The following is a 26,730-nucleotide window of genomic DNA, read 5'->3' on the forward strand; positions in this document are numbered from 1 at the left end:
GAGTGAAGGCAGCGGGGCAGTCGGTCCGGGCACGGTTGCGCATCGGTGTCGCGGCGTCCGATCCGGGGCTGCTGCGGCTGGCCGCCGGACTCAGGACGGTCGGCGCGATCGCCCTCACGCTCGCCGTGCTCGGCCTGCTGGACGCCGGGATCCGGCATCTGGTGGCGGGCGCCATGGCGGCGATGGTCGCCACCTTCGCCATCCGGGAGAAGCAGCGCGCGCAGCAGGCCCTCACCCTGGCCCTCGGGCTGCCGGTGGCGCTGGCGTCCGTGAGCCTGGGTGCCGTCATGAGCTCCCGGGTGGTGGCCGGTGACCTGGTCTTCGTGGCGCTGATCTTCTGCGCGGTCTACGGCCGCCGGTTCGGCGACCGCGGCACCGCCCTCGGGCTGATCGGCTTCCAGGTCTACTTCCTGTCCCTGTTCGTCGGCGCCGCCGTCTCCGGCCTGCCCGAGCTGTACGGCGTGCTCGGCATCGCCTTCGCGAGCAGCGCGCTGGTGCGTTTCGTGCTGGTCCCGGAGACGCCCGCGGGGCTCCTGGAGCGGCTGCGGGAGGCCTTCAGGGCCCGGCTGGCGCAACTGGTGGCGGCGCAGCTCGACCTGCTGGACGCCGGGCCGGACGAGCTGGAGAAGGTGCTCGAGGACGTGCGGGACGGGACCGCCCGGCTGCACGAGACGGCGTTGATGATCCAGGGGCGGCTGGAGGAGGGCACGGCCGACGAGGCGACCGCCCGGCTCGTGCAGCGGCGGATCGCGGACGCCGAGATCGCCGCCGAGCGGCTGGGGCTGTTGCTGCTGACCGCGCGCAGTGCCGAGCGGGCCGACACGCTGACCATGCACCTGCCCGGGGCGCCCGTGCCCGCGGGGCGTCGGCTGCCGGCGCGGGACGAGGCGACGGCCACCCTGCGCCGCGATCTCCAGGCGCTGCGCCAGCTGGTGCTGCGGCCCGTCTCGCAGGGCACCGGGACCGGGCTGTCGCATGTGCGCAACCGGCTGCTCGGGTACCGCGACGAGGAGAACGTGCCCACCGCCCCGGCCGCCGTCCAGGACGCCTTCCGGGGCATCGGCGAGGCCGCCCGTGCCGTGCTCGGGCTGCGGATCGCGCTCGGCGGGGCGCAGGACGAGTCGGACGACACCCCGGCGACGACCCGTTCGCGTGAGGAGATGGACGCCGAGGACGCCGCCATCGACGCGGGCGAGGACGAGGACCGGGACCAGGAGGAGCCGACGGGGCTGCGGCGCCCCACCACCCGGGCGGCCGTGCAGGTCGCCGTGGGCTCGTCGCTGGCGATCGTCGGCGGCGAGTTCCTGTCCAGTCAGCGCTGGTACTGGGCGGTGCTGGCCTGCTGGATCGTCTTCATCAACACCGCGTCCACGGGCGAGATCCTGGTCAAGGGCTACCGCCGGCTGGTGGGCACCGTGTTCGGGGTGGTGGCCGGGATCGTCCTGGCGGGCCTGGTGGGGCAGCACACCTGGACGGCTTTCGCGCTGATGCTGGTGTGCGTCTTCGCGATGTTCTACACCGCTCCCCTGTCGTACACGCTGATGTCCTTCTTCGTCACCGCCGCGTTGGGGCTGCTCTACACCCTGATGCACACCTACAGCCTCTCGGTGCTGCTGCTGCGGGTGCAGGAGACCGCGCTGGGCGCGGCCTGCGGTGTGGTGGCGGCGGCGTTCGTGCTGCCGGTGCGCACGGACCGCCGTACGAACGAGCTGCTGGTCACCGTGCTGGAGCGGCTGGCCGAGGTCACCGAGTCGGCGGTCGACCAGCTCAGCGGCGGGCCGCCGGTCGAGCTGCTGGACCAGGCCCGTGACCTGGACCAGGCGCTGGCCGATCTGCGGGCCGCCACCCAGCCGCTGACCCACCCGATCACGCCGCTGCGGGCCCGGCGCGACACCGCCCGGTACGTGGTCGCGCTGCTGGAGACCTGCGCCTACCACGCCCGTTCACTGGCCGCGACGGCCGAGCTGCTGCCCACGCATCCCTCGATCGCGGCGGATCCGAGGCTGCGTCGGGCCGGGCGGCGCATCGCGCACAACATCGGGGCGATCGCCGCGTATGTCGCCGACGACCAGGCCGCCGTGGAGATCGAGACCGGCCGGAGCATCGCCTCCCTGCTGGAGCCGGACATCCCGGGCACCCCGCGGTACAGCCGTGTCACCGACCGTGTGCTGCGACACCTCCAGCGCCTGGACGAGACGGTGGCGGGCCTGGCCCGGCCCCTGGACGTCCCGGTCGCGGCACCGAAGCGCTAGCCACGGCGCCGGTACGGGCGTGGGTCAGAGGTCCGTGGGCAGGTCGCTGACCTCGGCGATGCCGCGCAGTTCCTCGTTGGTGCGCTGGCGTTCCTTGATGTAGTCGGCGATCTCTCCCAGGCGTACCGGGTCGGAGGCGGTGGCCGCGTCGGTGACCACCCGGACCGGGCCGGTGTCGTCGATGTGCAGCTCGATCACCTCGTTGTCCAGGCGGCCCGTGACGGCCGTGGCGATGACCAGGGCGGCCTCGTCGCGGATCTCCTGGGAGAGCTCGTCGGTCTGTTCCTCGTCGAGGGAGAAGTCGAGGGCGGGCAGTTGGTGTTGGTCGATGGCCTCCAGGACCGGCTCCACCACGCTGAGCAGCAGTCGGTAGTCCTCGGTGTCCATGCGGATGCGCAGCAGGCCGAGGTAGACGTCCACGGGCCGGCCGTCGGGCGGAAGCTCTGGTTCGTCGTTCATCCGGACCGGGTTCCCCGTGTGGCCACGGTTCAGACGCGGCGCCAGCGGGCCAGGGCGAACGAGAACACGCCGAACAGCACGAGACCGGCGGCGACGCAGACCAGGAGCCACGGTCCGAGCGGGGTGTCGGCGAAGGAGCGGAGGGCGTCGTCGAGGCCCTTGGCCCTGTCGGGTTCGTAGTCGACCGCCGCCTTCACGGCGAAGGCCCCGACGACGGCGAACACGGCGCCGCGGGCCAGACCGCCGGCCACACCCGTGACGTCCACCAGCCGCCGGGTGCGCCGGGACAGCTCACCGAACTTCATCTTGTCGTGGTAGGAGCGGCGCAGTGCCTGTACGGCGATCCACCCACCGGCCACCACGATCGCGGCCCCGGCCGCCCCGACCAGCCACTGCCCGGCGGGGACCTCCAGGAGCCGGGCGGTGACGTCCTTGGACTGCTCGTCGCTCGATCCGCCGCCGCCCGATCCGGCGGCGAAGGACAGCACGGAGTAGGCGACGAAGGCGTAGAAGAGACACCGCATCGCGGCCAGCAGCCGTTTCCTCGGCTTGTGGCCGTCGCGTCCGACCGAGCCGAAGAGGGCTTCGGACAGCCGCCACAGGGCCATCCCCACGAGTCCGATGCCCAGCGCCCACAGCAGGACGGCGCCGAAGGGCTTGTCGGAGAGTGCGGCGAGGGCACCGCCGCGGTCGGCCTGTTCCTTGCCGTCGCCGAAGGCGATCTGGAGGGCGAGGACGCCGACCAGCAGGTAGATGACGCCGCGCGCGGTCAGTCCCGCGCGTGCGGCGGCCTCGCGCGCCGAGCCCCTGCCCACTCGGCGGGCACCGATCCGTCCGGTCCGTGCCGTGGCGCTGATGTTCATCTCGACCTCCTGGGATCCGAATGCCCTGGTCGGGGGCGGACACACCCGGCGTGACCGACGGGGTGGTGGCGCAGGGGGCGCGCGACCGGCGGACCTGCGGTCCGGCGCGGGCGCCGTGACCGCAGGTCCGCCGGTCGCGCGGTGCACTGGCGGTCGGCCGCCCTAGGACGCGGGCTCGCGCTCCTGGGCGGGCTCGCGGTCCTGGACGAAGTGACGGTCCTGGACAGGGTGACGGTCCTGGAGAGGCTTGCGCCTCAGGGCGGGCTCGCGGTTCGGGGCGGGTTCATGGTCCTGGCCGGGCTCGCGCTCCTGGGCTGCCGCGAGCAGGCGGCGGGCGGTCTCCAGGGCCGGTCTGACGTCCCGCGTGCCGGTCGACACGCAGAGCGTGTAGGCGAGGTCGCGGGCCCGCGGGCTGGGCTCGGTCCGGCCGGCGGCGGCCTCCTCGGCCGCCAGGGCCTCGTAGGCTTCGACCAGTTCCCGTAGAAAGCCGGGACGGGGGATCAGCATTGTCTCGCCTCCTTGTCGACGTCGACCGCGGTCCGCTCAGTGCTCCGCCCGCCCGGCGGGGCCACGGCCCGCCCGCTGCCCCAGGGCCTCGTCGCGCACACGGGCGCAGCTGCGGCTGATGAGCCGGGAGACGTGCATCTGGGAGATGCCGAGGTGGTCGGCGATACGGCTCTGGGTCATGTCCTCGAAGAACCGCATGTAGAGAATGGCGCGCTCGCGTTCGGGCAGCCGGCGCAGCCCCTCCTTGGCTGACTCGCGGTCCACGACCACGTCGTAGGAGGTGTCCGAGGAGCCCAGGGTGTCCGCGAGGCTGTAGCCGTCGTCGCCGGCCGATAGCTCGGCGTCCAGGGACAGGGTGCTGAAGCTCTCCAGGGCCTCCATGCCGGTGGCGACCTCGTCCTCGGTCAGCCCGGTGTGGACGGCGATGTCGGCGGCCGAGGGTTCGGGGGACCCCGGGTTCTGGGTCAGCTCGCGGCGCGCCACCCGCACCTTGTTGCGCAGTTCCTGCACGCGGCGCGGGACGCGCAGCGCCCACATCCGGTCGCGGAAGTGCCGCTTGACCTCACCGGTGATGGTGGGCACGGCGTAGCTCTCGAAGGCTCCCCGCTCGGGTTCGAAGCGGTCGATCGCCTTCACCAGTCCCAGGGCCGCGACCTGTCGCAGGTCCTCGAGGGACTCGCCGCGGTCGCGGAACCGGCCGGCGATGCGGTGGGCCATGGGCAGCCAGGCGGTGACGAGTTCGTCGCGGACGGCCTCCCGGTCCGGACCGTCCTCCAGAGTGTTCATCCGGGCGAAGAGGGCGGCGGTGTCGGGGGCGTCGTCGTGGCGGCGCCGGGCGGGGGCGGAGGGCTGGGCGGACGCACCGGGACGGCTTGTCGACATATCGATGAGCATGCGGAATCGCTCCTGAATGGTCGTCTCAGGGGGAATTACCGCGGGAGGTCGGCGCCCGGATGACCTGGAAGGGCCCCGGGGCAGCCATATCGCTCCCGCTGGCGCGCCTCCGGTCCGAAGCACGAAACTGCGACTGCCCTGCTGTCCTGGGTGCAAACTCCGGTTCCGAAAACTGTTCAGGACAGTTCAGGACAGGGGCACCACAGCGGTGATGCACTTGCCGCCGGCGGGCAGGTCGGTCACGCGGACGTCGTGCGCGAGCCGGCAGACGATGGGCCAGCCGTGGCCGCCGACCCGGTGCCGCCCCTGCCGGTCCACCGGCGGGGAGACCACCGGCAGGGCGTCACTGCGGTCACACACCGACACACGCACATCCGTGCCGGGTTCCAGGACGTCGACGCGGAAGTCGGTGATCCCGCCGCCGTGCAGGATGGCGTTGGTGGTGAGTTCGGAGGCCACGAGCAGGGCGTCGGAGAGGGCGTCCGCGTCGCACGGCCGGTCGGCGGCGCGGTAGCGCGCGGCCACGGCACGTTCCACCGCCCGCCGCGCCTCGGCCGGTTTGCACGGGCCGGGGCGCTCTCCGCGCCGGCCGGCAACGGACGACTGGAGGGCGAATTCGGTCCTGTGCTCCTCGCACATCCCTTTCACTCCCTGAATCACTCGCGCAGAGGACAGAAGCCGAGCCCCGGCCACACCCGCGGGCCTGTACGGCCACGGCGGTGACGCCTCACGCTGCGTAGGCTTCCGCAGGTCTCACTTCTTCGGCTGACCTCTCCCCGGCATACCAAACCTCTCGTTCCGTGCGAGGACGAACCATGACGAACCATGTCGACAGGTCATTGCCCCGCGGGAATCGGGTACGCGGTCCGCATGACCGATGTGGTGGACTCAGACGAACTGCTGCGACGCATCCAGCGGGCCCGGGCCTGTGCGCGGGAGGAGGAGCGGACCTGGCGCACACGCCGTGACAGTCTCCGGCAGGACGATCCGGACGGCGCCCGCGAGGCCGCGGTGCGCAGTCTGGCCTACGAGGCGGTGCTCCGGGTGCTGGACGAGATCGTCACCCCGGGCAGGCAGGGCGAGGAGCCGTGACGGCCGGGGCGGGCCGGGCCGCCGTGAGCACGCTGATTGACGTCCCCCGGGCCTGGGCACCCGGCCTCCATGGCACCAGCTGATCACACCAGCGCACCGGTTCTGGAAGCCCTGGCCGACTATCACCGCCAGGGCCGACTGACGTTCGCGCCGCCGGGTCACAAGCAGGCCCGGGGCGCCGATCCCGCGGTGCGCGAGGTGCTCGGTGACGCCGTCTTCCTCGGTGACGTGCTGGCCTCGGGCGGTCTGGACGACCGGCTGACGCGGGGGCGGGTGCTGGAACGGGCCCAGGACCTGATGGCCGACGCCGTGCACGCGGAGCACACCTTCTTCACGACCTGCGGGAGCTCGCTGTCCGTCAAGGCGGCGATGCTGGCCGTGGCGGGCCCGCACGAGAAGCTGCTGATCGGGCGGGACGCCCACAAGTCGGTCGTCGCGGGTCTGATCCTCTCCGGCATCGAACCGGTCTGGCTCGAACCGCGCTGGGACACCGAACGGCGCCTGGCGCATCCGCCGTCCGCCGCGGAGTTCGAGGAGGCCTTCGAGGCGCATCCCGACGCGAAGGGCGCGTTGATCACCAGCCCCACGCCCTACGGCAGTTGTGCGGATCTCCGGGCGGTCGCCGACGTCTGCCACCGGCGCTCGGTGCCGTTGATCGTGGACGAGGCCTGGGGCGCCCACCTGCCCTTCCATCCGGAGTTGCCGTCCTGGGCGATGGACGCCGGCGCCGACATCTGCGTCACCAGCATCCACAAGATGGGCAGCGGTCTGGAGCAGGGCTCGGTCTTCCACCTCCAGGGTGATCTGGTCCCGCCGGAGCTGTTGCGGATGCGGGCCGATCTGCTCGGCACGACCAGTCCGTCGGTGCTGCTCTTCGCCGGGCTGGACGGCTGGCGTCGGCAGATGGCCCTGCACGGCAGGGGCCTCCTGGGCGCGGCCCTGGATCTCGCCGACGAGACCCGGCACGCCATCGAGGAGATCGACGGACTGCACGTCAACGACCGCGCCGACTTCTGCGGCGCGGGCCTGGCCGACGACCTCGATCCGCTGCCCGGCGTGATCGACGTGAGCGCGCTCGGCATCACCGGCTACCAGGCGGCCGACTGGCTGCGGGAGCACCGCGCCATCGACGCGCATCTGACCGACCACCGGCGTATCGGCGCGCAGATCACGCACGCCGACGACCGGGAGACGGTCGGTCAACTGCTGGCCGCGCTCAAGGACCTGGTCCGGGTCGCACCGGAACTGCGCCCGGCGCCACGGGTAGAGGTGCCCCTGCCGGGCGAACTGCGCATGGAGCAGGCCCGACTGCCCCGGGACGCGTTCTTCGGTCCCGCCGAGAACGTGCCGGTGACCGAGGCCGCGGGGCGGGTCGCGGCGGAGATGATCACGCCGTATCCGCCGGGGATCCCGGCGATCCTGCCCGGTGAGCGGCTGACCGAGCCGGTGCTGCGGTATCTGCGGACCGGCAAGGACGCGGGCATGAATCTGCCCGACGCGACCGACGCCGAACTGGAGTCGATCAGGGTCGTGCCCCGGGACACCGAGTGACGGCGGAGTGAAACCGGTCACGTGACCCGGATTTGTGTCGCACCACCTCCACGGATGGTTTACCGTTCATACATACGTGGCCGCGGGGTCGACGGCATCCGTCCTCCGTGCACCACGCCTTTACGGCCCTGGCTGGTCTCCCCCGTCCAGCCAGGGCTTTTTTCTGCCCGATGACCGGGCGACACGCGATCCTCACAGCCTCTTGTCCGATTCTTCGGTCCGCCGAGGTGCCCCGAACGGTGCAAGCCGCTGAAATGGGCGTAGGGAAAAACCGGAATCCTTCGCCGGCGAGGAGCCCCGCGCCATGACCAAAGCGATCAAACTCCTGACCGCCCTTCCCCCGCCGCAGCGTCAGCGCCTGATGACGCTCGCCCACGAGGTCTCCTTCCCGGAGGACACCCGGATCTTCGAGGCGGGCGGCACGGCCGACCGCTTCTGGGTCATCCGCTCCGGCGCCGTCTCCCTCACCCAGCAGGTGACGGCCCAGCAGCGGGTCACCGTCGCCGGTCTCGGCTCCGGCGACCTGCTGGGCTGGTCGTGGCTCTTCCCGCCGTACCGGTGGGACTTCGGCGCCGAGGCCTTCAGCCCGGTGCGTGCCTACGAGTTCGACGCGGCGGCCGTGCTGGAGCTGTGCGAGGAGGATGCGCGGCTCGGAGTGATCCTGGTGCGGTCCGTCGCCGAGATCCTCGCGCACCGCCTGGAGACCACCCGGGGCAAGCTCCTGGAGCAGTACTCGATGCACCGGCGCAGCGCCCTGTAGCGCGTCGGGCGTCCGGGGCGGCCTCAGACCCGGTAGCGGCGCAGCGCGGGCACGGTGAGGGCCAGGGTCAGCATCACGACGACGACCAGGATCCCGCCGCCCGCGACGGCCGTACGGGCGCCGAAGGCCGAGCCCGCGGTGCCGTGCAGGACGTCGGCCAGCCGGGGGCCGCCCGCGACCACGACCGTGAAGACGCCCTGCATACGGCCGCGCATCTCGTCGGTGGCGGCGGACAGCAGGATCGCCCCGCGGAACACCATGGAGACCATGTCGGCGATCCCGGCCAGCGCGAGGAACGCCACCGCGAGCCACAGGCTGCCGCTCAGCCCGAAACCGGTGATGGCCGCGCCCCAGGCGACGACCGCCCCGATGACCATCCAGCCGTGCCGGCGGGCCCGCGAGAACGTCCCGGAGAACAGTCCGCCGACCACCGCCCCGATGGGGATCGCCGCGAAGAGCAGGCCGAGCGCGAGGCCTTCGCCGTACGGGGCGTACGTCTCGGAGGCGAGCTGCGGGAACAGGGCGCGGGGCATGCCGAGGACCATCGCGACGATGTCGGCGAGGAAGGACAGCAGTAGCACCTTGTGCGCGGAGATGTAGCGGAAGCCGGCCGCGATCTCCCGGACTCCGGCCCGGCGGGTGCCGCCGGCCGCGAGGGGCGGCAGCGAGGGCAGCCGGTACACCGCCCACACCGTGACGCACAGGGCCAGGGCGTCGATCAGGTACAGCTCCGGCAGTCCGATCACGGGGATCAGGACACCGGCGAGCAGCGGTCCGACGACCTGGCCGGTCTGCATGACCGTGGACCCGAGGGCATTGGCCGCGGCCAACTGCTCCTGGGGCACCAGACGGGCGATGGAGGCGTTGCGGGCCGGGGCGTTCAGCCCCCAGAAGGCCTGCTGGACGGCGAGCAGCACCATCAACGCGGTCACCGACTCCAGGCCGGTGACGGCCTGGAGCCAGAACAGGACCGAGGTGACGGCGATGCCGCTGTTGGTGATCAGCAGCAGCTTGCGGCGGTCCATGGCGTCGGCGACCGCCCCGCCCCACAGCGCGAACACGATCAGCGGCAGCAGGCCCGCGAGGGAGGCGGCGCCCACCCAGGCGGAGGAGCCGGTGATGTCGTAGATCTGCTTGGGGACGGCGACGGCGGTGAGCTGGCTGCCGACGGCCGTGACGATCGTCGAGGACCACAGCCGGCGGTAGGCCGGGACGCGCAGGGGGCGGGTGTCCATCGCCCAGCGGCGCCGGCCGCGTCGGGGCGGTGCGCCCGGGTCCTCGGCCGGGGTCTGCGATTCGGTGCCGGTGCCGCTGTCACTGGTGTCCACGGAGTTCCTGGTTGCTCGCTACATCTATCGGGTCCGGGGTTCACTATCGCAGCACCGCCCAGGAGTTCGGGACGCGCGTTCCGGATCGCGGACATCACGCCCCGGCGATCAGCGTCACGCCGAACGTGATCATCATCGCGGCGACCAGACCGTCCAGGACGCGCCAGGCGGCGGGCCGGGCCAGGAAGCGGCCGAGCAGCCGGGCACCGAACCCGAGCGCGGTGAACCAGCACAGGCTGGCGACCACCGCGCCCAGGCCGAACGTCCAGCGCAGCGGGCCCCGGTCGGCGGCGACCGAGCCGAGCAGGAACACGGTGTCGAGGTAGACGTGCGGGTTGAGCCAGGTCAGCGCCAGGCAGGTGAGCACGGCCCGCCGGACGGAACCCTCGGCCTCCCCCTCGGCGCTCAGGGCACCGGCCGGCCGGACCACCCGTCGGACGGCGAGGGCGCCGTAGCCGAGCAGGAACGCGCCGCCGATCCAGCCGACCGCGGTCAGCGCTCCCGGCCGGCTCACCACCACGGCGCCGACACCGCCGACGCCCAGGGTGATGAGGACGGCGTCGGACAGGGCGCAGATGGCGACGACGGCGAGGACCGCGTGGCGGCGGATCCCCTGGCGCAGGACGAAGGCGTTCTGGGCGCCGATGGCGACGATGAGCGAGAGACCGGTGCCGAAGCCTGCGGCAGCGGCGGCGAGAGAGGCGGACATGGCTTCGACGCTAGGGAATCGATCTCTGCACGTACAGCTAAAGATTCTTACGTACCATTAGCTGTCGTGATGGTGACCGAACTTCCGCTGGATCAGGTACGGACGCTGCTCGCCGTTGTCGACGAGGGCACGTTCGACGCCGCGGCGGCCGCTCTGCACGTGACCCCGTCGGCGGTGAGCCAGCGGGTCAAGGCCCTGGAGCAGCGCACCGGCCGGGTCCTGCTGGTGCGCACCAAGCCGGTGCGGCCGACCGAGTCGGGCGAGGTGGTGGTGCGGTTCGCCCGGCAGCTGGCCCGGCTGGAGCGGGACGCGCGGGCCGCGCTCGGGATGAGCGACGAGAACGAACTGACCCGGGTCTCGATCGCGGTGAACGCGGACTCCCTGGCGACCTGGCTCCTGGAGGCGCTCACGCATGTCCCGCAGCAGCCGGGGCTCTGTTTCGAACTGCGCCGCGAGGACGAGACCCGTACGGCGGAGCTGCTGCGGGAGGGCCTGGTGATGGCCGCGGTGACCTCGTCGCCGGATCCGGTCGCCGGGTGCTCCGTGCGGCCGCTGGGGCGGATGCGCTACCTCGCGGCGGCCAGCCCGGCCTTCGTCGACCGGCATCTCGACGGGCCGCTGCGGGAGGTGCTGCCCGAGGCCCCGCTGATCGTCTTCGACCGGAGTGACGATCTGCAGGACGCGTTCGTGCGGCGGCTGCGGCGCGGGCGCGGGCGGGGGGCCGCGGTGCGGCACGCCGTGCCGACCTCGGAGGGTTTCGCCGAGGCGGTCGCGCTGGGGCTGGGGTGGGGGCTGGTGCCCGAGGTGCAGGCGGAGCCGTTGGTGCGGGCGGGGCGGTTGGTGCTGTTGGCTCCGGAGCGGCCTGTTGATGTGCCGCTGTACTGGCAGCAGTGGAAGTTGGATTCGCCCGCGTTGGCCGCGGTGGCGGATGCGGTTGTTTCGGCGGCGAGGGGTGCTTTGCGGGCCGCCTAAGGATGTGCCTCGCTGTGTCCGTTCGCGGCTGCGGCTTCGTTGTGGCTGGTCGCGCCCACGCGGCGGAGCCGCAGATCAATACAGCCCCGCGCCCCTAAAGGGGCGCTACTACGCCGGCCAGGAGCATTTCCAGTGCTGTTGGGTAGGCGCTCGTGACCATGCGGGGTGCCAGTAGCGGGGCTGCTTCCGCGATGCGGGGGTAGCTGGCGGCCGGGAGGTGGGCGTAGGTCGTGTGCCACTTGTCCTCGTCGGCGTCCAGGGCCGCGCTCGGCAGGGCCAGGGAGGCCGCGTCCAGGGCCGCGAAGGCCAGCGTCTGGTCGATGAAGGCGTGATAGATGCGCACGGTCTCGGGCAGGGAGAAGCCGGCGTTCCTGAGGATGTCCAGGACCGCTTCGTCCGCGGCCAGTTCGTTGGGGCGGCCCGTCACCCTGCTCGTGGTCAGCAGGGCCGCCTGCGGGTGGGCCACATAGGCGGCGTGGATGCGCAGGCCCACGGCACGCAGGTCCGCCCGCCACTCCCCGGTCGGCTCCCAGCCCTCCAGGGCCCGGCCTATGAGCGCGTCGCCGATGGCGAGGGTCAGGTCGTCCATGCTGCGGAAGTACCGGTAGAGCGTGGAGGGATCGGCGTCGAGGGCGAGGCCCAGGCGGCGGGCGGTGAGGCCGGAGCTGCCGTGTTCGCGCAGCATGCGCAGCGCGGTCTCGACGATCAGCCGTTCCGACAGCACGGTTCCGCTCTTGGTGGGCCGGCGCCGGCGGCGACGCTCCTCGGGAACGACGGGCTTGGGCATGACGGACCCCTGCTCCCCGCCTCGCGTCCTTATGCCAACGCCATTGACCTTACGTGAGAGCCGGGCGTTGTATCTGCGCGAGGGGCCCCGTCCATCCGCGACCTTCGATCCGCCAGGGAGTGCCTGTCATGCGTGTACTGCTCGTGGGAGCCGGTGGTGTCGGCACCGCCGTCACCCGGATCGCCGCCCGCCGCCCGTTCTTCGACGCGATGGTGGTGGCCGACTACGACCGGGCCCGTGCCGAGTCGGCCGTCGCGGCCCTGGGCGAGCGCGGGACCCGCTTCCGCGCCGAACGGGTGGACGCCGGGGACGAGGCGGCGGTGGCGGCGCTGCTGGAGCGGCACTCCTGCGACGTGCTCCTCAACGCCACCGACCCGCGGTTCGTGATGCCGCTGTTCCGGGCGGCGCGCACGGCCGGTGCCGGTTATGTCGACATGGCGATGTCGCTGTCCCGGCCGCATCCCGAACGTCCGTACCAGGAGTGCGGGGTGAAGCTCGGCGACGAGCAGTTCGCGCACGCCGAGGAGTGGGAGCGGGCCGGTGCGCTGGCCCTGGTCGGCATGGGCGTCGAACCGGGTCTGTCGGACGTGTTCGCCCGGCACGCGGCCGACGAACTCTTCGACACGATCGAGGAGATCGGGGTCCGCGACGGTGCGAACCTGACCGTCGACGGCCACGACTTCGCCCCGTCCTTCAGCATCTGGACCACGATCGAGGAGTGCCTGAACCCGCCGGTCGTCTACGAGGACGGCCGCGGCTGGTTCACGACCGAACCCTTCAGCGAGCCCGAGGTGTTCGACTTCCCCGACGGCATCGGCCCGGTGGAGTGCGTGAACGTGGAACACGAGGAGGTACTGCTCGTGCCGCGCTGGGTGCCCGCCCGCCGGGTCACCTTCAAGTACGGCCTGGGCCGCGAGTTCATCGAGACGCTGCGCACCCTGCACCTGCTGGGCCTGGACCGCACCGACCCGGTGACCGTGCCGGGCGCCGCCGGTCCGGTCGCCGTGTCGCCCCGGGACGTGGTCGCCGCGTGCCTTCCCGACCCGGCGACGCTGGGCGAGCGGATGCACGGAAAGACCTGCGCCGGCACCTGGGTCCGGGGCCTCAAGGACGGGGCGCCGCGCGAGGTGTACCTGTACCACGTGGTCGACAACCAGTGGTCCATGAAGGAGTACGGCTGCCAGGCGGTGGTGTGGCAGACCGCCGTCAACCCCGTCGTCGCCCTCGAACTGCTGGCCACGGGCGCCTGGTCGGGCGCGGGTGTCCTCGGCCCGGAGGCCTTCCCCGCCCGCCCCTACCTGGATCTGCTGACCGAGTACGGCTCCCCCTGGGGGCTTCGCGAGCAGTGACCGCGGCCGTCCGGCCGTGCCGCTCGCCGGATCCTCACCAGGTCCCCACAGGACTCGGTCGTTTCACCCACGCATCGACAGGTGACCCGGAAACGAGTAAGGCATCCCCGAGGGCACGTTCGACTTCGATCGCAGGTGACTTTTCATGGACAACTGGCGAGACCATGCCGCGTGCCGCCACGAGGACCCCGACCTCTTCTTCCCGATCGGCACCACCGGCCCGGCGCTGGTGCAGCAGGAGCAGGCCAAGGCCGTCTGCCGACGCTGCCCGGTCCGGGAGGAGTGCCTGGAGTGGGCCCTCGACACCGGTCAGGCCATCGGGGTCTGGGGCGGCACGAGCGAGAACGAACGCCGTGCGCTCAAGCGCCGGGCCGCCGCCGCCCGCAGGCGCACGGGATGACGAGGAGGCCCGGCGTCGGGTGACGCCGGGCGGGTCAGCGAGCACCGCGCCGCAGTGGACCCCAGGAGTTCTCCTGCCGTTCCACCGCGGCGCGCGCCTCGTCGATCACCCCGGGATCGATCCAGCGCATCGGCCGTACGTCCTCGACGAGCGGTTCGTTGTCGGGCCCACGGCTCGTCTCGCGGCCCTGAAGGACCCAGGGGCGGACGTCGGGGCCCTTCTCGTGCGGCAGGTGCGAGTAGTCGTACAGACGCCTGGCCACCCACACCTCCACGGGGCGCCCCTCCCACCAATCCTCCACGTCGAGCGGGTTGGCCGACAGCCCCGGCATGGGGACGCCGGTGAGGTCGTCGGTGCTGGACACGTCGGCGAGGTCGGTGGCGGGGCCCCGTGACCAGCGGACGTACAGGCCCTCGTACCGTTCGACCAGGCCGGTGAGCTCGGCGAGTGTCCGTACCACCGGCAGGTCGTCCGATCCGCTCATGGCATGACCTCCCTCTTCGCCTCGGGGTCCGCGCCCCACGGGCAGACGGGGTACCCGTACGACGGGAACGGAACCGGCCGGAACTCCTACCGCGGCGGGGCGCCGGGCAGCCGCAGCGTGAAGACGCTGCCGGTGCCGGGTTCGCTCCGGGCGACGGCCGTGCCGCCGTGCGCGGCGACCAGGTGGCGGACGATCGGCAGGCCGAGACCGCTGCCTCCGGTACGGCGGCTGCGGGACTTCTCCGCGCGCCAGAACCGGTCGAAGGCGTGCGGCAGGTCCTGCGGCGCGATGCCGGTGCCGGTGTCGGCGACCTCCAGCAGCACGTCGTCGCCGTCACGGCGTGCGGACAGGGTGACCGTGCCGTCGGCGGGGGTGTGGCGCAGCGCGTTGGAGACCAGGTTGCCGAGGGCCTGGCGCATGCGCACCGGGTCGGCGTCCAGCCACGGTCCGCCCTCCACCGTCGTCTCCAGGACGACTCCCGCCGCGTCGGCGGCGACGCGGTGGGCGGCGGCCACCTGGTCGAACAGGTCCGCGCAGCGCACCGGCTCCCGGTGCAGCCGCAGGGTGCCGGCGTCGGCGTCCGCGAGGTCGCGCAGGTCGTCGATGACACGCTGGAGCACCAGGGCCTCGTCGTGCAGGGCGGCGAGCAGGGCCGGGTCGGGGTCGACGACGCCGTCCCGGGTGACCTCCAGCCAGCCGCGGATGTTGGTGAGCGGGCTGCGCAGTTCGTGGGCGATGTCGCTGACCATGGCCCGGCGCTGGGACTCCAGGCGTTCCCGGCGTTCGGTGTGGGCGTTGAAGGCCGCGGCCAGGATGCCGGTCTCGTCGCGGGTGGTGACGGGGACGCGCACATGCCGCTCGGGCGGCTGCCGGGCCGCCTCCGTCAGGGCGCGCAGGGGCCGTACCAGCCGGGTGGCGACGACCGCCGTGACGGCGACGGTGACGGCGAGGACGAGCCCGGCGGCGCCGACGACCTTGGCCTTGTTGGCCGGTGACATGTCGAACCGGACGGCGGGGGTGTCCCCGCCGCCCAGGAACAGGTGGGCGGCGGGGGCGACGTACGGGTCGAGCTGGACGCGCCGGGCCCGGTCGAGGCAGGACCGGGCGGCGCGCCTGACGTCGGAATCCGCCTTGGCGAGTGTGACGGGGTAGCTCGCACCCCGCGCGGCGGGGGTGGAGTCCACTCCCAGGTACAGCGGCGCGGCGGGGTCCATTCCGGCCCGGAGCAGACATGTCCCGGCGAGCTTCTCCAGCTCGGTCAGCGCCTTCCTCTCGGTGGGCGTCGGTGTGTTGAACAAGCCGTCGGCGCAGGCGTCGGGCACGTACGCGGGGTCGCCGGTGCCGTCCGCCTCGGTGAGGACCGGGCGGCCGCTCGGGGTGCCGGTCAGGCGCAGGTCGATGCCGTGGCGGGCGAAGCAGCGCTGCCGGGCCCGGGCCAGTGCCCCGACCTTGGCGCGTTCGGTCTCCGTCAGCCGGTACGGGCCCACCGCGCGGGGGTCCGTGCCGCCGAGCTGGGCGCCGCGCTCGCTGTAGGTGTCGACGCGCAGCGGGTCGACGGTGGCGGCGGCGCTCACCGGCAGGGCGGTGCCGCGCGGCGCGGAGTCGGCGATCGGTCTGCGGTCGGCGGTGGTCAGGGCGATCCGGCGGCCGGTCTTCTCGGACAACTCCCGTACGGTGTCCTGCACTCCGCTCCAGTCGGGGTGGGCCGCGGCGTAACCGCTGAGCCGGGCGAGGACGTCCATGTCGTCGGCGAGCACCTGTCCCTGTTCCTCCCGCAGCGCGCGGGTGGTGGTCTCCACCGCGAGCCAGGCGGTGGCCGCGACGGAGCACACGGCGATCAGCCCCGAGGCGATCAGCAGCCGGACCAGCAGGCGTTTGCGCAGCGGTATGCGGGCGCTCATCCGCGGCCGCCGCTGAGCTTGTAGCCGACCCCGAAGACGGTCAGCAGCCGGACCGGTCGGCGCGGGTCGGCCTCCGTCTTGCGGCGCAGGTTCATGATGTGGACGTCCACGGCCCGTTCGGTGGAGGCGCGGTCGGTGCCCCGGGTGATCTCCAGCAACTGCCGCCGGGAGAACACCCGTTCCGGTTCGGCGGCCATGGCCAGCAGGATCTCGAACTCGGCCGGTGTGCACTCCACCGGTCTGCCCTCGCAGACCACCTCGTGCCGTACCGGATCCACGGCGATGCCCCCGGCGCGCACGACGGGGTCGTCCGGGCGGTCGGCGCGCCCGCTGCGGCGCAGCACCGTGCGGATGCGGGCCATCAGCTCGCGCGGGCTGTAGGGCTTGGTCATGTAGTCGTCCGCGCCCAGTTCCAGGCCGCGCAGGACATCGTCCTCGGCGGTGCGGGCGGTGAGCATCAGGACGGGCAGGTCGTCCTCCCGGCGCAGCGCGCGGCACACGTCGAAGCCGTCGATCACCGGCAGCATCAGGTCCAGGACCACGAGGTCCGGGCGTCGGCGGCGGGCCGCGTCCAGGGCGGCCCGGCCGTCGTGGACCACGGTGGCTGTGTGGCCCTCCGCCAGCAGGGAGCGGCGGATCAGTTCGGCCTGCATCGCGTCGTCCTCGGCGACCAGCACATGTGCGCACACGCGGCGGATCCTAAGCGGTTCGGGAGTCCGAGGGGACTCGGCGGACAGGGACGGACTCGGCAGCCGGGGGCTCAGCGGGCCAGGGACTCGGCGTCGCCCATGACGACCACGGGGTGCCGGGCCGGGTCCAGCGCCAGCAGCAGCGCGCGCATGTGCTCCTTCGCGAGGCTGACACAGCCCTGGGTCGGGCCGTCGTGGTCGACGTGCAGCCAGATGCCCCCGCCGCGGCTCGCGCCGAGCGGACGCGTCCAGTCCAGGGGGGACGTTCCGGGCTTGCGGTTGTAGTCGATGGCGATCACGTAGTCGAAGGACCCGGCCAGCGGTTCGCCCTCGAAGCCGGTGCCGGTGGCGGTGAACCCGCCGGAGCGGTCGTACGGCAGCCGGGTGCCGGGGTCGCGGAGGCGGCCGCCGGCGTCGCTGAGGGTGTAGACGCCTATGGGTGAGCGCAGGTCGCCGACGCGGTGGTGGTCGGTCCAGCCGCGCAGCGCGTTGTGCGCGGGCCAGGTCTGGCCGGCCTGCCAGCCGGTGGCGGTGCGCTCGTGGAGCACGACCGTGGACAGCGGCGAGTCCTTGCCGCGGCCGGTGACGACGACGGCCTGCCGGGCTCGGGAGGGCACCTGCGCGAGGGTCTTCGGGCCCAGGCCCGGCAGGTCGCGCGGTGCCGTCCGGGCGGAGACGGCGGGTGCGGGCGGCGGGGTGCTCGTCGTGGGGGCACTCGTCGTCGGGGCGGTCTCGGAGCGGTGCTCGGAGACCGCCGCCGCGCCGCCACCGCATCCGGTCAGGAGCAGGGACGCGGCCAGCAGCGCGGCGGGAGGTGTGCGTCTGATCATGGTCTGAACCCTGACCGACACTTGTGAGGAACTCGTCAGGTTCCAGGGCCTGTTCGTTTCCCCGTCACCGCGGTCAGGGGGTGCTCGGGGTGCTGGGCTTGCCCTGGGTGTACAGCCAGGTGTGGAGCAGGGCGTCCAGGTCCTTGCCCGACACGCGTTCGGCGAGGCGGACGAACTGGGCGGTGGTGGCGTGCCCGTAGCGGTGTGCGTCCGCCCAGGCGCGCAGGATCCGGAAGAACGCCCGGTCCCCGACGGCCGTGCGCAGGGCGTGCAGGGTCATCGCGCCCCGGGCGTAGACGGGGGTGCCGAAGATGTTGGCGCCGCTGCCGGGGTCACCGGGCGGGAAGGCCCACAGGTCGTCGCTCGCGGGGCGGGCGTGGAGGTCGTCGAAGGTCTTCTGGGCGCTGTCGCCGCCGTGCTGCTCGTCGTAGAGCCACTCGGTGTAGACCGCGAAGCCCTCGTTGAGCCAGATGTCCTTCCAGGAGGTGAGGGTGACGGAGTCTCCGAACCACTGGTGGGCGCTCTCGTGGACGAGCGTGCTCAGGTCGGGCGCGGCGGAGTAGACCGGGCGGGACTGGGTCTCCAGGGCGTAGCCCACGTTCGGGGCCCGGTCCACGATGGAGCCGGCGGCCCGGAAGGGGTAGGGCCCGAAGAGCTTGCTCTCCCACTCCAGCACGGACGGCAGCTGCTTCAGAACGGGCGCCGCCGCCTTCGCCTCGCGGGGATCGACGGCGTCGTACACCTGGATGCCGTCGCGGGTGGTGTACCGCGTGGTCTTGAACGTGCCGACGGTCGCCGTGGCCAGGTAGGCGGCCATGGGCTCGCTCTGCCGCCAGCGGAAGGTGGTCCGTCCGTTCCGGGTGTGTTCGCCGAGGAGGACGCCGTTGGCGACGGCCGTCTTCCCCTTGGGCACGGTGAGGGTGAAGTCGTACGACGCCTTGTCCGTGGGGTGGCTGTTCGCGGGGAACCAGGTCATGGCGCCCTGCGGCTCGCCGGCCACGAAGGCGCCGTCGTCGGTGGGGATCCAGCCGTCGAGCGAGCCGTCCGGGTCGGTGACCGGCTTCGGGGTGCCGGAGTAGGTGACGGTGACCTGGAACCACTGGCCCTCGTGCAGGGCGCGGCGCGGGGTGACGACGAGTTCCTGGCCGTCGCGCCGGTGCTCCGCCTTGACGTGGTCGACGGTGAGACCGGTGACCTTCAGACCGCTCAGGTCGAGGTCGAAGCGGGTCAGGCGCTGGGTGGCGCGGGCGGTGAGGACGGCCTTGCCCGCCAGGTGGCGGCTGCCCGGGTCGTAACGGAGTGTCAGGTCGTAGTGGCCGACGTCGTAGCCGCCGTTGCCGGAGAGCGGGAAGTAGGGGTCGCCGACTCCGGGCGAGCCCGCCGACGGGGGTGCGGCGGCCCCGAGCAGGGCGGCGAGGACGACGGGGGTGGTGGCGAGAACGAAGGTGCGTCTGACGGCCTTCGGCACGTGTGCTCCTACAGGGGGTGGGGGGGGTGAGCGACGGCCTCACCCTAGATCCCGCCCGTCCGCGTCTCGACCATGATCAGGTCAAGTCCCATGGTCAGGTCACGTCGCGGCGCTGTCCGCGCTGTCCCGCGCAGTACGCTCCCGGCACCACTGCCGCCCTGCAGAAAGGCCCGCCGTGAGCATTCGCGTCCGTCGCGTGTACGAGCCGCCCGAGCCCGGGGACGGCGTGCGTGTCCTGGTCGACCGGCTGTGGCCGCGCGGCCTGTCCAAGGACGCGGCCCGGGTGGACGAGTGGCCCAAGGCGCTCACCCCGTCGACCGAGCTGCGCCGCTGGTATCACGCGGGCGAGGGGTCCTACGAGGAGTTCGCGGAGCGGTACGAGGCGGAGCTCGGCGCTCCTGAGGCGTCCGGACTCCTCGACCACGTACGGGAGTTGGCGCGAGCCGGTGACGTGACCCTGCTGACCGCGTCGAAGACGCCGGAGCAGAGTCACGCCACCGTGCTGGTCCGCCTTCTGAAGGGCGGCTGAGCCCGCTCAGCCGGTCTGCCGTGCCGCCGCCCGGCCCGCCGCCCGGCCGGAGAAGAGACAGCCGCCTAGGAAGGTGCCCTCCAGCGCGTTGTAGCCGTGGACGCCACCGCCGCCGAATCCGGCGACCTCGCCCGCGGCGTAGAGACCGTCGAGCGGCTCGCCGTCGGTGCCGAGGGCGCGGGAGTCCAGGTCGGTCTGGATCCCGCCGAGGGTCTTGCGGGTCAGGGTGTGCAGCTTGACGCCGATCAGGGGTCCGGCCGCCGGGTCGAGGATGCGGTGCGGGGTGGCGACGCGGCCGAGGCGGTCGCCGATGTAGCGGCGGGCGTTGCGGATGCCCTGTACCTGGGCGTCCTTGCTGTAGGCGTTGGCGATCTGGAGGTCGCGGGCCTCGATCTGGCGGCGGATCCCGGCCGCGTCGAGCAGTGCCTTGTCGGTCAACTCGTTCATCTTCTCCACGAGTTGCTCCAGGTTCGGCGCGGTCACGAAGTCCGCGCCCTTGCGCAGGAAGGCGTCGACCGGTCCGGGGGCGCCCTTGCCGAGGATGCGCTCCTTGAGGAAGCCGGCGCGGTCCTTGGCGGTGATGTCGGGGTTCTGCTCGGAGCCGGAGAGCGCGAACTCCTTCTCGATGATCTTCTGGGTGAGGATGAACCAGGAGTGGTCGTGGTCCGCGATGTCCTCGGTGGTGCGCAGGTACTTGAGGGTGCTGAGGGTGTCGTAGCCGGGCAGGCAGGGTTCGGGCAGGCGGCGGCCGAGGGCGTCGAACCACATCGAGGACGGGCCGGGCAGGATGCGGATGCCGTGGCCGGGCCAGATCGGGTCCCAGTTCTGAAGGCCCTCGGTGTAGTGCCACATGCGGTCGCGGTTGACCAGGCGCACCCCGGCCTCCGCGCTGATGTCGAGCATCCGGCCGTCGACGTAGGCGGGGACACCGGTGACCATCTCGGCGGGCGGGGTGCCGAGGCGCTCGGGCCAGTAGCGGCGGACGATCTCGTGGTTGGCGCCGATGCCGCCGGTGGTGACGATCACGGCCTTGGCGGTGAGCTCGAAGTCGCCGACGCGGTCGCGGTTGGAGGCGACACCACGGGGTGAGCGGTCCTCGGCCAGGACGGTGCCGCGCACCCCGCGCGCCGCGCCCTCCTCCACGACCAGCTCGTCCACCCGGTGGCGGTGGTGGAAGGTCAGCAGCCCGTCGCGCGAGGCCTGCTTGGCGTACTCGACGAAGGGCTCCACGACACCGGTGCCGGTCCCCCAGGCCACATGGAAGCGGGGCACGGAGTTGCCGTGGCCGTGGGCGGTCAGGTCGCCGCGCTCGGCCCAGCCGACGGTGGGCAGGAACTTGATGCCGTGCCCCTCCAGCCAGGACCGCTTCTCCCCGGCCGCGAACTCGACGTAGGCGCGCGCCCAGCGCACCGCCCAGGAGTCCTCGTCCTCGATCCGGTCGAACCGTGCGCTGCCCTGCCAGTCGTTCCAGGCGAGGTCGAAGGAGTCCTTGATCCCGAGGCGGCGCTGCTCCTGGGAGTCGACGAGGAACAGGCCGCCGAAGGACCAGAAGGCCTGTCCGCCGAGGTTGGCGGCGTTCTCCTGGTCCACCAGCGCGACCCGGCGGCCCCTGCTGGTCAGCTCGTGTGCGGCGACCAGGCCCGCGAGCCCCGCTCCGACGACGATGACGTCGGCATCCATGGCGACCGTCCCTTCCTCATACGGTTGTGTCGCTGCCGTCGGTGAGCAGCGCGGTGAGCAGTTGTTTGAGCCAGCCGCGGGCCCGGTCGACGTCGCCGTCCAGCAGCAGTTGGACGGTGACCCCGTCGTAGGCGGCGACCACCGCGTGGGCGGCGCCGTCGACGGAGCCGAGCACCGCGGGCAGGCGGGTGTGCCCCTGTGCCCGGGACAGCCGGTCCGCGATCGCCTGCCGCAGCCGCGTCCGGTGTTCGAGCAGGGTCCGGGCGACCTCGGGTGCGCGGGCGGCGTGCACCAGGAAGTCGGTCTTGACCAGCAGCCAGTCCCGGTCCAGGAGCAGCACCTCGGTGACCCGGTCGACGGCGGCCGGCACGTCAAGCCCCGGGCCGTCGACGGCGAGCACCCCGGCGACCTGCTCGGCGATCAGGTCGGCCCGCTGCCGGTACAGGGCGAAGAACAGCTCGTCCAGGCTGTCGAAGTTCGAGTAGAAGGCGCCCCGGCTGTAGCCGGCGGCCTCGCAGACCTCCTCGATGGAGACCCGTCCGAACCCCTTGGCGGCGAAGACCGCGAAGGCGGCGTCCAGCAGTTTGGCCCGCGTGCGGACGCGCCGCTTGGTGACGCGCCTGGTCGTCTGCTCCACCGCCATCTCCGGACCCCCGTTCGATACAGAAATGTATCCGATACGGCGATGTATCGAAAGCTAATAGGGGCGGCCGGAACCCGGCCCGGAATTAATGGGAACAGATTTTCGAATACGGGGTACGCTGGAGCCATGAGCACGCACCTCCAGGCCTCCCTCTTCGACCAGACCGACCGGCTCCGGCTCGGCCCCCTCGACGGGATCCACCGGACCATGCTCGGATCCGGTGCTTGGATCGACGTCCTGCCGGGCTGGCTGAGCGGCTCGGACACGCTGTTCGAACACCTGGCCGCGGAGGTCCCGTGGCGCGCGGAGCGGCGGACCATGTACGACCACGTCGTCGACGTGCCGCGACTGCTGGCGTTCTACGGCGCCGGGGACGCCCTGCCGCACCCGGCGCTGGACCGGGCGCGCGCGGCGCTGTCCGCGCACTACGCCGAGGAACTGGGCGAGCCGTTCACCACGGCCGGACTGTGCTACTACCGCGACGGCCGGGACAGCGTGGCCTGGCACGGCGACCGGACCGGGCGGGGCGCCCGCCAGGACACCATGGTCGCGATCCTCTCCGTGGGAGCGCCCCGGGACCTGGCCCTGCGGCCGGTGCGCGGCGGCGACACCGTCCGACGGCCGCTGGGCCACGGCGACCTGATCGTGATGGGCGGCTCCTGCCAGCGGACCTGGGAGCACTGCGTACCGAAGACCACGCGTGCCGCGGGACCGCGCATCAGCATCCAGTTCAGGCCGCACGGCGTGCGGTGACACCTCGGGCGGCGTGCGCCGGGGCGGAGAGGCGGCCGCTTCGGACGTGCGCGGGGGCTGCCTCCGGCGGACGGTGCCGGAGGCAGCCTCGTTCCTCGCGGAACCCCGCCCTCCCCCTGTCCGGCGCGTGACCGGACCCGACGGCTCCGTCGCCCTCCCGGTCTGCTTTGCTGGGTCCGTCGGGCGGGGAACTCACAGTGCGGGGCGATCATGCGGGCAGATGTTCGGCAAGTGGCCGACGGTACTTATCTGGTGCACGGCAGCAACACCAACTGGGTGATCCTCACCGAGGGGGACGCCGCCACACTGATCGACACCGGCTACCCCGGGGACCGCGCCCAGCTGCTCTCCTCCCTCGCGGAGGTGGGCAGTTCACCGGAGGCCGTCGAGGCCGTGCTCATCACCCACGCCCACAACGACCACCTCGGCTCCGCCGAGTTCCTGCGCGCCACCTACGGCATGCCCGTCTACACGCACGAGGCCGAGGTCCCGCACGCCCGGCGGGACTTCCTGGACCAGGTGAGCGTCGGGACGGTACTGAAGAACGGCTGGCGGCCCGGTGTCCTGCCGTGGGCCGTGCACGCGCTCCGCTCGGGCGGCACCGCCCATGTGCCGGTCGCCTCGCCGCAGCCGCTCCCGACGGCCGGCCCACTGGACCTGCCCGGCAGACCCGTGCCGGTGCACACCCCCGGCCACACCGACGGGCACAGCGCCTTCCACCTCCCCGAGCGCGGGGTGGTGGTCTCCGGCGACGCCCTGGTCAGCGGCCACCCCACCTCCCGGGCAAAGGGCCCGCAGCTGCTGCCGGACATGTTCCACCACGAGCGGTCCGCCGCCGTGGCCTCCCTGACCGCGTTCGAGAAGCTGGACGGCGATCTGCTGGCACCCGGGCACGGACCCGTCCACCGCGGTCCGGTCCGTGAAGCGGCACTTCAGGCCCGGGAGAAAGCGCTTTAAGGTGAGGTGACGATCACCGGCGGGGCATCGCCTGCGACGGAGCACGGGTGCCCACCGCCTCGTGAGACCCCGTAAGACCTGGTGAGACCCCGTAAGACAAGGACACGCGACCCATGGCTCTGCAGATCAGCGCGACCACCCCGGAGCACCCCGCGCTCCTGCTCGAACTGCCGTGGCACCTCCCCCTGGAGGAGTGGCCCGAGGAGTACCTGGTGCCGCTGCCGCGCGGTATCTCCCGCCACGTCGTGCGCTACGCCCGGGCCGGCGACGAGGTGATCGCCGTCAAGGAACTCGCCGAGCGTCCGGCGCTGCGCGAGTACGAGCTGCTGCGCGACCTGGACCGCATCGGCATCCCGGCCGTCGACCCGCTCGCCGTGGTCACCGGGCGCACCGACGCCGACGACGGCCCGCTGGAATCGGTGCTGGTCACCCGGCACCTGGGCGGCTCGATGCCGTACCGGTCGATGTTCGAGACGACGATGCGGCCCGCCACCATGCACCGCCTGATGGACGCGCTGGCGGTGCTCCTGGTGCGGCTGCACCTCGCCGGGTTCGCCTGGGGCGACTGCTCGCTGTCCAACACCCTGTTCCGGCGGGACGCGGGCGCCTACGCCGCCTACCTGGTGGACGCGGAGACCGGTGATCTGCACACCCAGCTCAGCTCGGGGCAGCGCGACTACGACCTGGACCTGGCCCGGGTCAACATCAGCGGGGAACTGCTCGACCTGGAGGCCTCCGGGGCGCTGCACCCCTCCGTGGACCCGATCGAGTTCGGCATGGAGATCTGCGCGCGCTACGCGCGCCTGTGGGAGGAGCTGACCCGCACGTCCGTCTACCCGGCGGGCAAGTACCACTACATCGAGCGCCGGATCCGCCGTCTGAACGACCTCGGTTTCGACGTGGCCGAGATGCAGATCGAGCACGCCCCGAACGGCGACACGGTCACCTTCGTGCCCAAGGTCGTGGACGCCGGCCACCACCAGCGCCAGCTGCTGCGGCTGACCGGGCTGGACACCGAGGAGAATCAGGCCCGGCGGCTGCTCAACGACCTGGAGAGCTGGATGGCCACCCAGGACGACTACGCCCCGGGCGACCCGCTCGGTGCCCGCCCCGAGGTGCTCGCCCACCGCTGGGTCCGGGACGTCTTCCGGCCCACCGTGCGGGCGGTGCCCCTGGAGATGCGCGGCTCGATGGACCCGGCCGAGATCTACCACGAGCTCCTGGAGCACCGCTGGTACATGTCCGAGCGGGCACAGCACGACATCGGGCTGGACACGGCGGTGCAGGACTACATCTCCCACATCCTGCCCAAGGCCCGCGAGACGCTCCAGCCCTCGCCCTCCGCGGACTGAGAGCCTGTCTTTGGCCCCCCGTCGTCCGCGCGCGGCGCGGGCGCAGCGGCGGTCGGTGCGTGCGATCGGCGTGCGGCGAGCGTGCGTGCCGGGCGTCGGGGCGCAGGCGGGGGTTCAAAGACAGGCTCTGACTCAGGCCTGCGGCACCACGGCCACCGGGCAGCCCGCGTGGTGCAGGACGCCGTGGGCGACCGAGCCGATGCGGGCGCCGACGGCGGTGCGGTGGGCGCGCCGCCCGACGACCATCAGCTGGGCCTGGCCCGCCACGGACAGCAGCACCTGCCCGGCGCTGCCCATCTCCACGTGCTCGACGACCGGCACGTCGGGGAAGCGGTCCCGCCACGGCTGGAGCGCCGCCGCCAGGGCCTTCTTCTCGTACGGCTCCAGACCGCCGGCCTCGTCGAGGAGCTTCAGCGAGGCCGGGCTGTAGGCGAACAGCGGCGGCAGGGTCCAGGCCCGCACCGCGCGGACGGCGGCACCGCGCGCCGCGGCCGTCTCGAACGCGAACCGCAGGGCCTCGGCGCTGTCCTGCGGGTCGCCCTGCTGGCCCACGACGATCTCGCGGCCGGCCGCCTCGGCGGCGGGCTCGTCACGGGCGCGCACCAGGACCACGGGCCGCGCCGACTCCACGATGACCTGCTGGCCGACCGAACCGACCAGGAAGCCGACGACCCGGCCGTGGCCGCGCGAGCCGAGGACCAGCATCTCCGCCTCGGCCGCCGCGGCGACCAGCGCGTCCACGCCGCCGCCCTCCACCACGTCGGTGGACACCTCCAGCTCCGGGTGCCGCTCGGTGACGGTCCGGGCCGCCTCGCCGACCGCCTCCCGGGCCCAGCCGAGCTGGACGTCCGGGTCGGCGGCCTCGATCGCCTCGTACGACTGGAACCGCCAGGCGTGCACCACCCGCAGCGCCAGCCTCCGGCGGACCGCCTCCCGGGCGGCCCAGGCCAGTGCGGCCAGGCTCTCCTCGGTTCCGTCGACCCCTGCCGTGATCGGGCGCGTCATGCCGTCCGCCTCTCTGTCTCTGTCGCGGTCGAAATCCGTGCGTACGGCCCAGTCTTCACCACACGGCCCCCCTCGCCACGCAGCCCCCCGGCGTCCACCGCTCCCGGCCTCCCGGGCCCTTGGCCCATACCTGCGCGAAGCAGGGCGATCGAACATACGATGGGCGGGACCGGGCCGGTGACCACAGGGACACCGTGCCCCCGCATCCAACCACTCGGGGTGGGAGACGTATGGCACAGGCCGCGGACGCTGCGCGGACGGTCATCCTGACCGTGGACGACGACCCGGGAGTCTCCCGTGCCGTCGCCCGCGACCTGCGACGGCGCTACGGCGAGTCGTACCGGATCGTGCGCGCGGAGTCCGGCGAGTCCGCCCTGGAGGCGCTGCGGGAGCTGAAGCTGCGCGGTGATCTGGTCGCGGTGATCCTGGCCGACTACCGGATGCCCCAGATGAACGGCATCGAGTTCCTCGAACAGGCCCTGGACGTGTATCCGGGCGCCCGGCGCGTGCTGCTGA

The 26,730-nt window shown here is 72.6% G+C and carries 28 protein-coding genes; 12 read left to right on the top strand and 16 right to left on the bottom strand.

The features are described 5' to 3' along the window. The first annotated feature begins 2 nt into the window (after positions 1-2). Positions 3-2,252 (top strand): FUSC family protein, encoded by a 2,250-nt coding sequence (locus tag K4B79_RS46930; RefSeq protein ID WP_232033620.1) that lies wholly within the window; start codon positions 3-5, stop codon positions 2,250-2,252. A gap of 24 nt (positions 2,253-2,276) precedes the next feature. Here the strand turns inward: K4B79_RS46930 and K4B79_RS46935 are convergent, their stop codons facing one another. From K4B79_RS46935 to K4B79_RS46955, 5 genes are all read right to left on the bottom strand, one after another. Further along, entirely contained in the window at positions 2,277-2,711 is a 435-nt protein-coding gene (locus tag K4B79_RS46935; RefSeq protein WP_232033621.1) for a hypothetical protein, read from the bottom strand. Positions 2,712-2,740: 29 nt separating this feature from the next. Then, positions 2,741-3,574 (bottom strand): DUF1206 domain-containing protein, encoded by an 834-nt coding sequence (locus tag K4B79_RS46940; protein ID WP_232033622.1) that lies wholly within the window; start codon positions 3,572-3,574, stop codon positions 2,741-2,743. 162 nt (positions 3,575-3,736) lie between these two features. After that, positions 3,737-4,081 carry a DUF5133 domain-containing protein gene (locus K4B79_RS46945; RefSeq protein ID WP_232033623.1) on the bottom strand — a complete coding sequence of 115 codons (345 nt, stop codon included), beginning with the start codon at positions 4,079-4,081 and terminating at the stop codon, positions 3,737-3,739. 36 nt (positions 4,082-4,117) lie between these two features. After that, positions 4,118-4,975, bottom strand: coding sequence for a SigB/SigF/SigG family RNA polymerase sigma factor (locus K4B79_RS46950; protein ID WP_232033624.1), 858 nt, complete (start codon positions 4,973-4,975; stop codon positions 4,118-4,120). Positions 4,976-5,161: 186 nt separating this feature from the next. Further along, positions 5,162-5,614, bottom strand: coding sequence for an ATP-binding protein (locus K4B79_RS46955; RefSeq protein WP_232033625.1), 453 nt, complete (start codon positions 5,612-5,614; stop codon positions 5,162-5,164). Positions 5,615-5,845: 231 nt separating this feature from the next. Here K4B79_RS46955 and K4B79_RS46960 point away from each other — a divergent pair, with 231 nt between their 5' ends. The 3 genes from K4B79_RS46960 (at position 5,846) to K4B79_RS46970 (ending at position 8,378) form a co-directional block, all read left to right on the top strand. Beyond that, complete coding sequence (locus K4B79_RS46960; protein ID WP_232033626.1) at positions 5,846-6,067, top strand: hypothetical protein; 222 nt, start codon at positions 5,846-5,848, stop codon at positions 6,065-6,067. Positions 6,068-6,136: 69 nt separating this feature from the next. After that, positions 6,137-7,618, top strand: a complete 1,482-nt coding sequence (locus K4B79_RS46965; RefSeq protein ID WP_232033627.1) for an aminotransferase class I/II-fold pyridoxal phosphate-dependent enzyme — start codon at positions 6,137-6,139, stop codon at positions 7,616-7,618. 304 nt (positions 7,619-7,922) lie between these two features. After that, entirely contained in the window at positions 7,923-8,378 is a 456-nt protein-coding gene (locus K4B79_RS46970) for a cyclic nucleotide-binding domain-containing protein (protein WP_232033628.1), read from the top strand. 23 nt (positions 8,379-8,401) lie between these two features. Here the strand turns inward: K4B79_RS46970 and K4B79_RS46975 are convergent, their stop codons facing one another. Then, positions 8,402-9,706 (bottom strand): MFS transporter, encoded by a 1,305-nt coding sequence (locus K4B79_RS46975; protein WP_232033629.1) that lies wholly within the window; start codon positions 9,704-9,706, stop codon positions 8,402-8,404. 94 nt (positions 9,707-9,800) lie between these two features. Further along, the gene (locus K4B79_RS46980) at positions 9,801-10,415 is read right to left on the bottom strand and encodes a LysE/ArgO family amino acid transporter (RefSeq protein ID WP_232033630.1); all 615 of its coding nucleotides are present in this window, start codon (positions 10,413-10,415) and stop codon (positions 9,801-9,803) included. 69 nt (positions 10,416-10,484) lie between these two features. Here K4B79_RS46980 and K4B79_RS46985 point away from each other — a divergent pair, with 69 nt between their 5' ends. Next, positions 10,485-11,387: a LysR family transcriptional regulator ArgP gene (locus K4B79_RS46985; RefSeq protein WP_232033631.1), complete on the top strand. Its 903-nt coding sequence runs from the start codon at positions 10,485-10,487 to the stop codon at positions 11,385-11,387. Between the two features lie 94 nt (positions 11,388-11,481). Here K4B79_RS46985 and K4B79_RS46990 read toward each other — a convergent pair whose 3' ends face one another. Further along, positions 11,482-12,174: a TetR/AcrR family transcriptional regulator gene (locus tag K4B79_RS46990; protein ID WP_232033632.1), complete on the bottom strand. Its 693-nt coding sequence runs from the start codon at positions 12,172-12,174 to the stop codon at positions 11,482-11,484. Positions 12,175-12,302: 128 nt separating this feature from the next. Between K4B79_RS46990 and K4B79_RS46995 the strand changes: the two genes are divergently transcribed. Further along, positions 12,303-13,523: a saccharopine dehydrogenase family protein gene (locus tag K4B79_RS46995; protein WP_232033633.1), complete on the top strand. Its 1,221-nt coding sequence runs from the start codon at positions 12,303-12,305 to the stop codon at positions 13,521-13,523. Positions 13,524-13,668: 145 nt separating this feature from the next. Further along, a complete protein-coding gene (locus K4B79_RS47000) occupies positions 13,669-13,923 on the top strand; it encodes a WhiB family transcriptional regulator (protein WP_232033634.1) in 255 nt (84 codons plus the stop codon). Positions 13,924-13,957: 34 nt separating this feature from the next. Here K4B79_RS47000 and K4B79_RS47005 read toward each other — a convergent pair whose 3' ends face one another. The 5 genes from K4B79_RS47005 to K4B79_RS47025 all read right to left on the bottom strand — a co-directional run bounded on the left by K4B79_RS47005 (position 13,958) and on the right by K4B79_RS47025 (position 19,295). Then, positions 13,958-14,407: a DUF6098 family protein gene (locus K4B79_RS47005; protein WP_232033635.1), complete on the bottom strand. Its 450-nt coding sequence runs from the start codon at positions 14,405-14,407 to the stop codon at positions 13,958-13,960. A gap of 86 nt (positions 14,408-14,493) precedes the next feature. Next, a complete protein-coding gene (locus K4B79_RS47010; protein ID WP_232033636.1) occupies positions 14,494-16,308 on the bottom strand; it encodes a sensor histidine kinase in 1,815 nt (604 codons plus the stop codon). Continuing rightward, the gene (locus tag K4B79_RS47015) at positions 16,305-16,997 is read right to left on the bottom strand and encodes a response regulator transcription factor (RefSeq protein ID WP_232033637.1); all 693 of its coding nucleotides are present in this window, start codon (positions 16,995-16,997) and stop codon (positions 16,305-16,307) included. Before K4B79_RS47015 ends, K4B79_RS47010 begins: the two co-directional genes overlap by 4 nt. A 71-nt stretch (positions 16,998-17,068) precedes the next feature. Further along, positions 17,069-17,827, bottom strand: coding sequence for a hypothetical protein (locus K4B79_RS47020; protein ID WP_232033638.1), 759 nt, complete (start codon positions 17,825-17,827; stop codon positions 17,069-17,071). Positions 17,828-17,900: 73 nt separating this feature from the next. Continuing rightward, entirely contained in the window at positions 17,901-19,295 is a 1,395-nt protein-coding gene (locus K4B79_RS47025; RefSeq protein WP_232033639.1) for a M1 family metallopeptidase, read from the bottom strand. Positions 19,296-19,470: 175 nt separating this feature from the next. Here K4B79_RS47025 and K4B79_RS47030 point away from each other — a divergent pair, with 175 nt between their 5' ends. Beyond that, on the top strand, positions 19,471-19,824 hold the full coding sequence (locus tag K4B79_RS47030) for a DUF488 domain-containing protein (RefSeq protein WP_232033640.1): 354 nt from the start codon (positions 19,471-19,473) through the stop codon (positions 19,822-19,824). Positions 19,825-19,830: 6 nt separating this feature from the next. On the opposite strand, the gene K4B79_RS47035 is transcribed toward K4B79_RS47030, so the two are convergent. Together K4B79_RS47035 and K4B79_RS47040 are read right to left on the bottom strand one after the other, a co-directional pair. Further along, positions 19,831-21,504 carry an FAD-binding dehydrogenase gene (locus tag K4B79_RS47035; RefSeq protein WP_232033641.1) on the bottom strand — a complete coding sequence of 558 codons (1,674 nt, stop codon included), beginning with the start codon at positions 21,502-21,504 and terminating at the stop codon, positions 19,831-19,833. Positions 21,505-21,520: 16 nt separating this feature from the next. Continuing rightward, positions 21,521-22,147 carry a TetR/AcrR family transcriptional regulator gene (locus K4B79_RS47040; protein ID WP_232033642.1) on the bottom strand — a complete coding sequence of 209 codons (627 nt, stop codon included), beginning with the start codon at positions 22,145-22,147 and terminating at the stop codon, positions 21,521-21,523. A gap of 126 nt (positions 22,148-22,273) precedes the next feature. On the opposite strand from K4B79_RS47040, the gene K4B79_RS47045 reads away from it, so the two are divergent. The 3 genes from K4B79_RS47045 to K4B79_RS47055 all read left to right on the top strand — a co-directional run bounded on the left by K4B79_RS47045 (position 22,274) and on the right by K4B79_RS47055 (position 25,209). Beyond that, positions 22,274-22,900 carry an alpha-ketoglutarate-dependent dioxygenase AlkB gene (locus K4B79_RS47045; RefSeq protein ID WP_232033643.1) on the top strand — a complete coding sequence of 209 codons (627 nt, stop codon included), beginning with the start codon at positions 22,274-22,276 and terminating at the stop codon, positions 22,898-22,900. 210 nt (positions 22,901-23,110) lie between these two features. Beyond that, a complete protein-coding gene (locus tag K4B79_RS47050) occupies positions 23,111-23,857 on the top strand; it encodes an MBL fold metallo-hydrolase (protein WP_232033644.1) in 747 nt (248 codons plus the stop codon). A gap of 113 nt (positions 23,858-23,970) precedes the next feature. Beyond that, positions 23,971-25,209: a DUF4032 domain-containing protein gene (locus K4B79_RS47055; RefSeq protein WP_232033645.1), complete on the top strand. Its 1,239-nt coding sequence runs from the start codon at positions 23,971-23,973 to the stop codon at positions 25,207-25,209. 132 nt (positions 25,210-25,341) lie between these two features. Here K4B79_RS47055 and K4B79_RS47060 read toward each other — a convergent pair whose 3' ends face one another. Next, positions 25,342-26,214: a universal stress protein gene (locus K4B79_RS47060; protein WP_232033646.1), complete on the bottom strand. Its 873-nt coding sequence runs from the start codon at positions 26,212-26,214 to the stop codon at positions 25,342-25,344. 230 nt (positions 26,215-26,444) lie between these two features. On the opposite strand from K4B79_RS47060, the gene K4B79_RS47065 reads away from it, so the two are divergent. Further along, the coding region (locus K4B79_RS47065) for a response regulator (RefSeq protein WP_232032688.1) at positions 26,445-26,730 on the top strand (286 nt) is incomplete at its 3' end.

The sequence above is a fragment of the Streptomyces lincolnensis genome, from assembly GCF_021173675.1.
GTDB lineage: Bacteria > Actinomycetota > Actinomycetes > Streptomycetales > Streptomycetaceae > Streptomyces > Streptomyces lincolnensis_B.

Coding starts and splice junctions, on each gene's coding strand:
- K4B79_RS47005 (WP_232033635.1), bottom strand. CDS start 14,407: ATGAGCGGATCGGACGACCTGCCGGTGGTACGGACACTCGCCGAGCTC.
- K4B79_RS47055 (WP_232033645.1), top strand. CDS start 23,971: ATGGCTCTGCAGATCAGCGCGACCACCCCGGAGCACCCCGCGCTCCTG.
- K4B79_RS46960 (WP_232033626.1), top strand. CDS start 5,846: ATGACCGATGTGGTGGACTCAGACGAACTGCTGCGACGCATCCAGCGG.
- K4B79_RS46990 (WP_232033632.1), bottom strand. CDS start 12,174: ATGCCCAAGCCCGTCGTTCCCGAGGAGCGTCGCCGCCGGCGCCGGCCC.
- K4B79_RS47020 (WP_232033638.1), bottom strand. CDS start 17,827: ATGATCAGACGCACACCTCCCGCCGCGCTGCTGGCCGCGTCCCTGCTC.
- K4B79_RS46980 (WP_232033630.1), bottom strand. CDS start 10,415: ATGTCCGCCTCTCTCGCCGCCGCTGCCGCAGGCTTCGGCACCGGTCTC.
- K4B79_RS47050 (WP_232033644.1), top strand. CDS start 23,111: ATGCGGGCAGATGTTCGGCAAGTGGCCGACGGTACTTATCTGGTGCAC.
- K4B79_RS46995 (WP_232033633.1), top strand. CDS start 12,303: ATGCGTGTACTGCTCGTGGGAGCCGGTGGTGTCGGCACCGCCGTCACC.
- K4B79_RS47045 (WP_232033643.1), top strand. CDS start 22,274: ATGAGCACGCACCTCCAGGCCTCCCTCTTCGACCAGACCGACCGGCTC.
- K4B79_RS46950 (WP_232033624.1), bottom strand. CDS start 4,975: ATGCTCATCGATATGTCGACAAGCCGTCCCGGTGCGTCCGCCCAGCCC.
- K4B79_RS47010 (WP_232033636.1), bottom strand. CDS start 16,308: ATGAGCGCCCGCATACCGCTGCGCAAACGCCTGCTGGTCCGGCTGCTG.
- K4B79_RS46955 (WP_232033625.1), bottom strand. CDS start 5,614: ATGTGCGAGGAGCACAGGACCGAATTCGCCCTCCAGTCGTCCGTTGCC.
- K4B79_RS46985 (WP_232033631.1), top strand. CDS start 10,485: ATGGTGACCGAACTTCCGCTGGATCAGGTACGGACGCTGCTCGCCGTT.
- K4B79_RS46970 (WP_232033628.1), top strand. CDS start 7,923: ATGACCAAAGCGATCAAACTCCTGACCGCCCTTCCCCCGCCGCAGCGT.
- K4B79_RS47000 (WP_232033634.1), top strand. CDS start 13,669: ATGGACAACTGGCGAGACCATGCCGCGTGCCGCCACGAGGACCCCGAC.
- K4B79_RS46935 (WP_232033621.1), bottom strand. CDS start 2,711: ATGAACGACGAACCAGAGCTTCCGCCCGACGGCCGGCCCGTGGACGTC.
- K4B79_RS47035 (WP_232033641.1), bottom strand. CDS start 21,504: ATGGATGCCGACGTCATCGTCGTCGGAGCGGGGCTCGCGGGCCTGGTC.
- K4B79_RS46940 (WP_232033622.1), bottom strand. CDS start 3,574: ATGAACATCAGCGCCACGGCACGGACCGGACGGATCGGTGCCCGCCGA.
- K4B79_RS46965 (WP_232033627.1), top strand. CDS start 6,137: ATGGCACCAGCTGATCACACCAGCGCACCGGTTCTGGAAGCCCTGGCC.
- K4B79_RS46945 (WP_232033623.1), bottom strand. CDS start 4,081: ATGCTGATCCCCCGTCCCGGCTTTCTACGGGAACTGGTCGAAGCCTAC.
- K4B79_RS47040 (WP_232033642.1), bottom strand. CDS start 22,147: ATGGCGGTGGAGCAGACGACCAGGCGCGTCACCAAGCGGCGCGTCCGC.
- K4B79_RS47060 (WP_232033646.1), bottom strand. CDS start 26,214: ATGACGCGCCCGATCACGGCAGGGGTCGACGGAACCGAGGAGAGCCTG.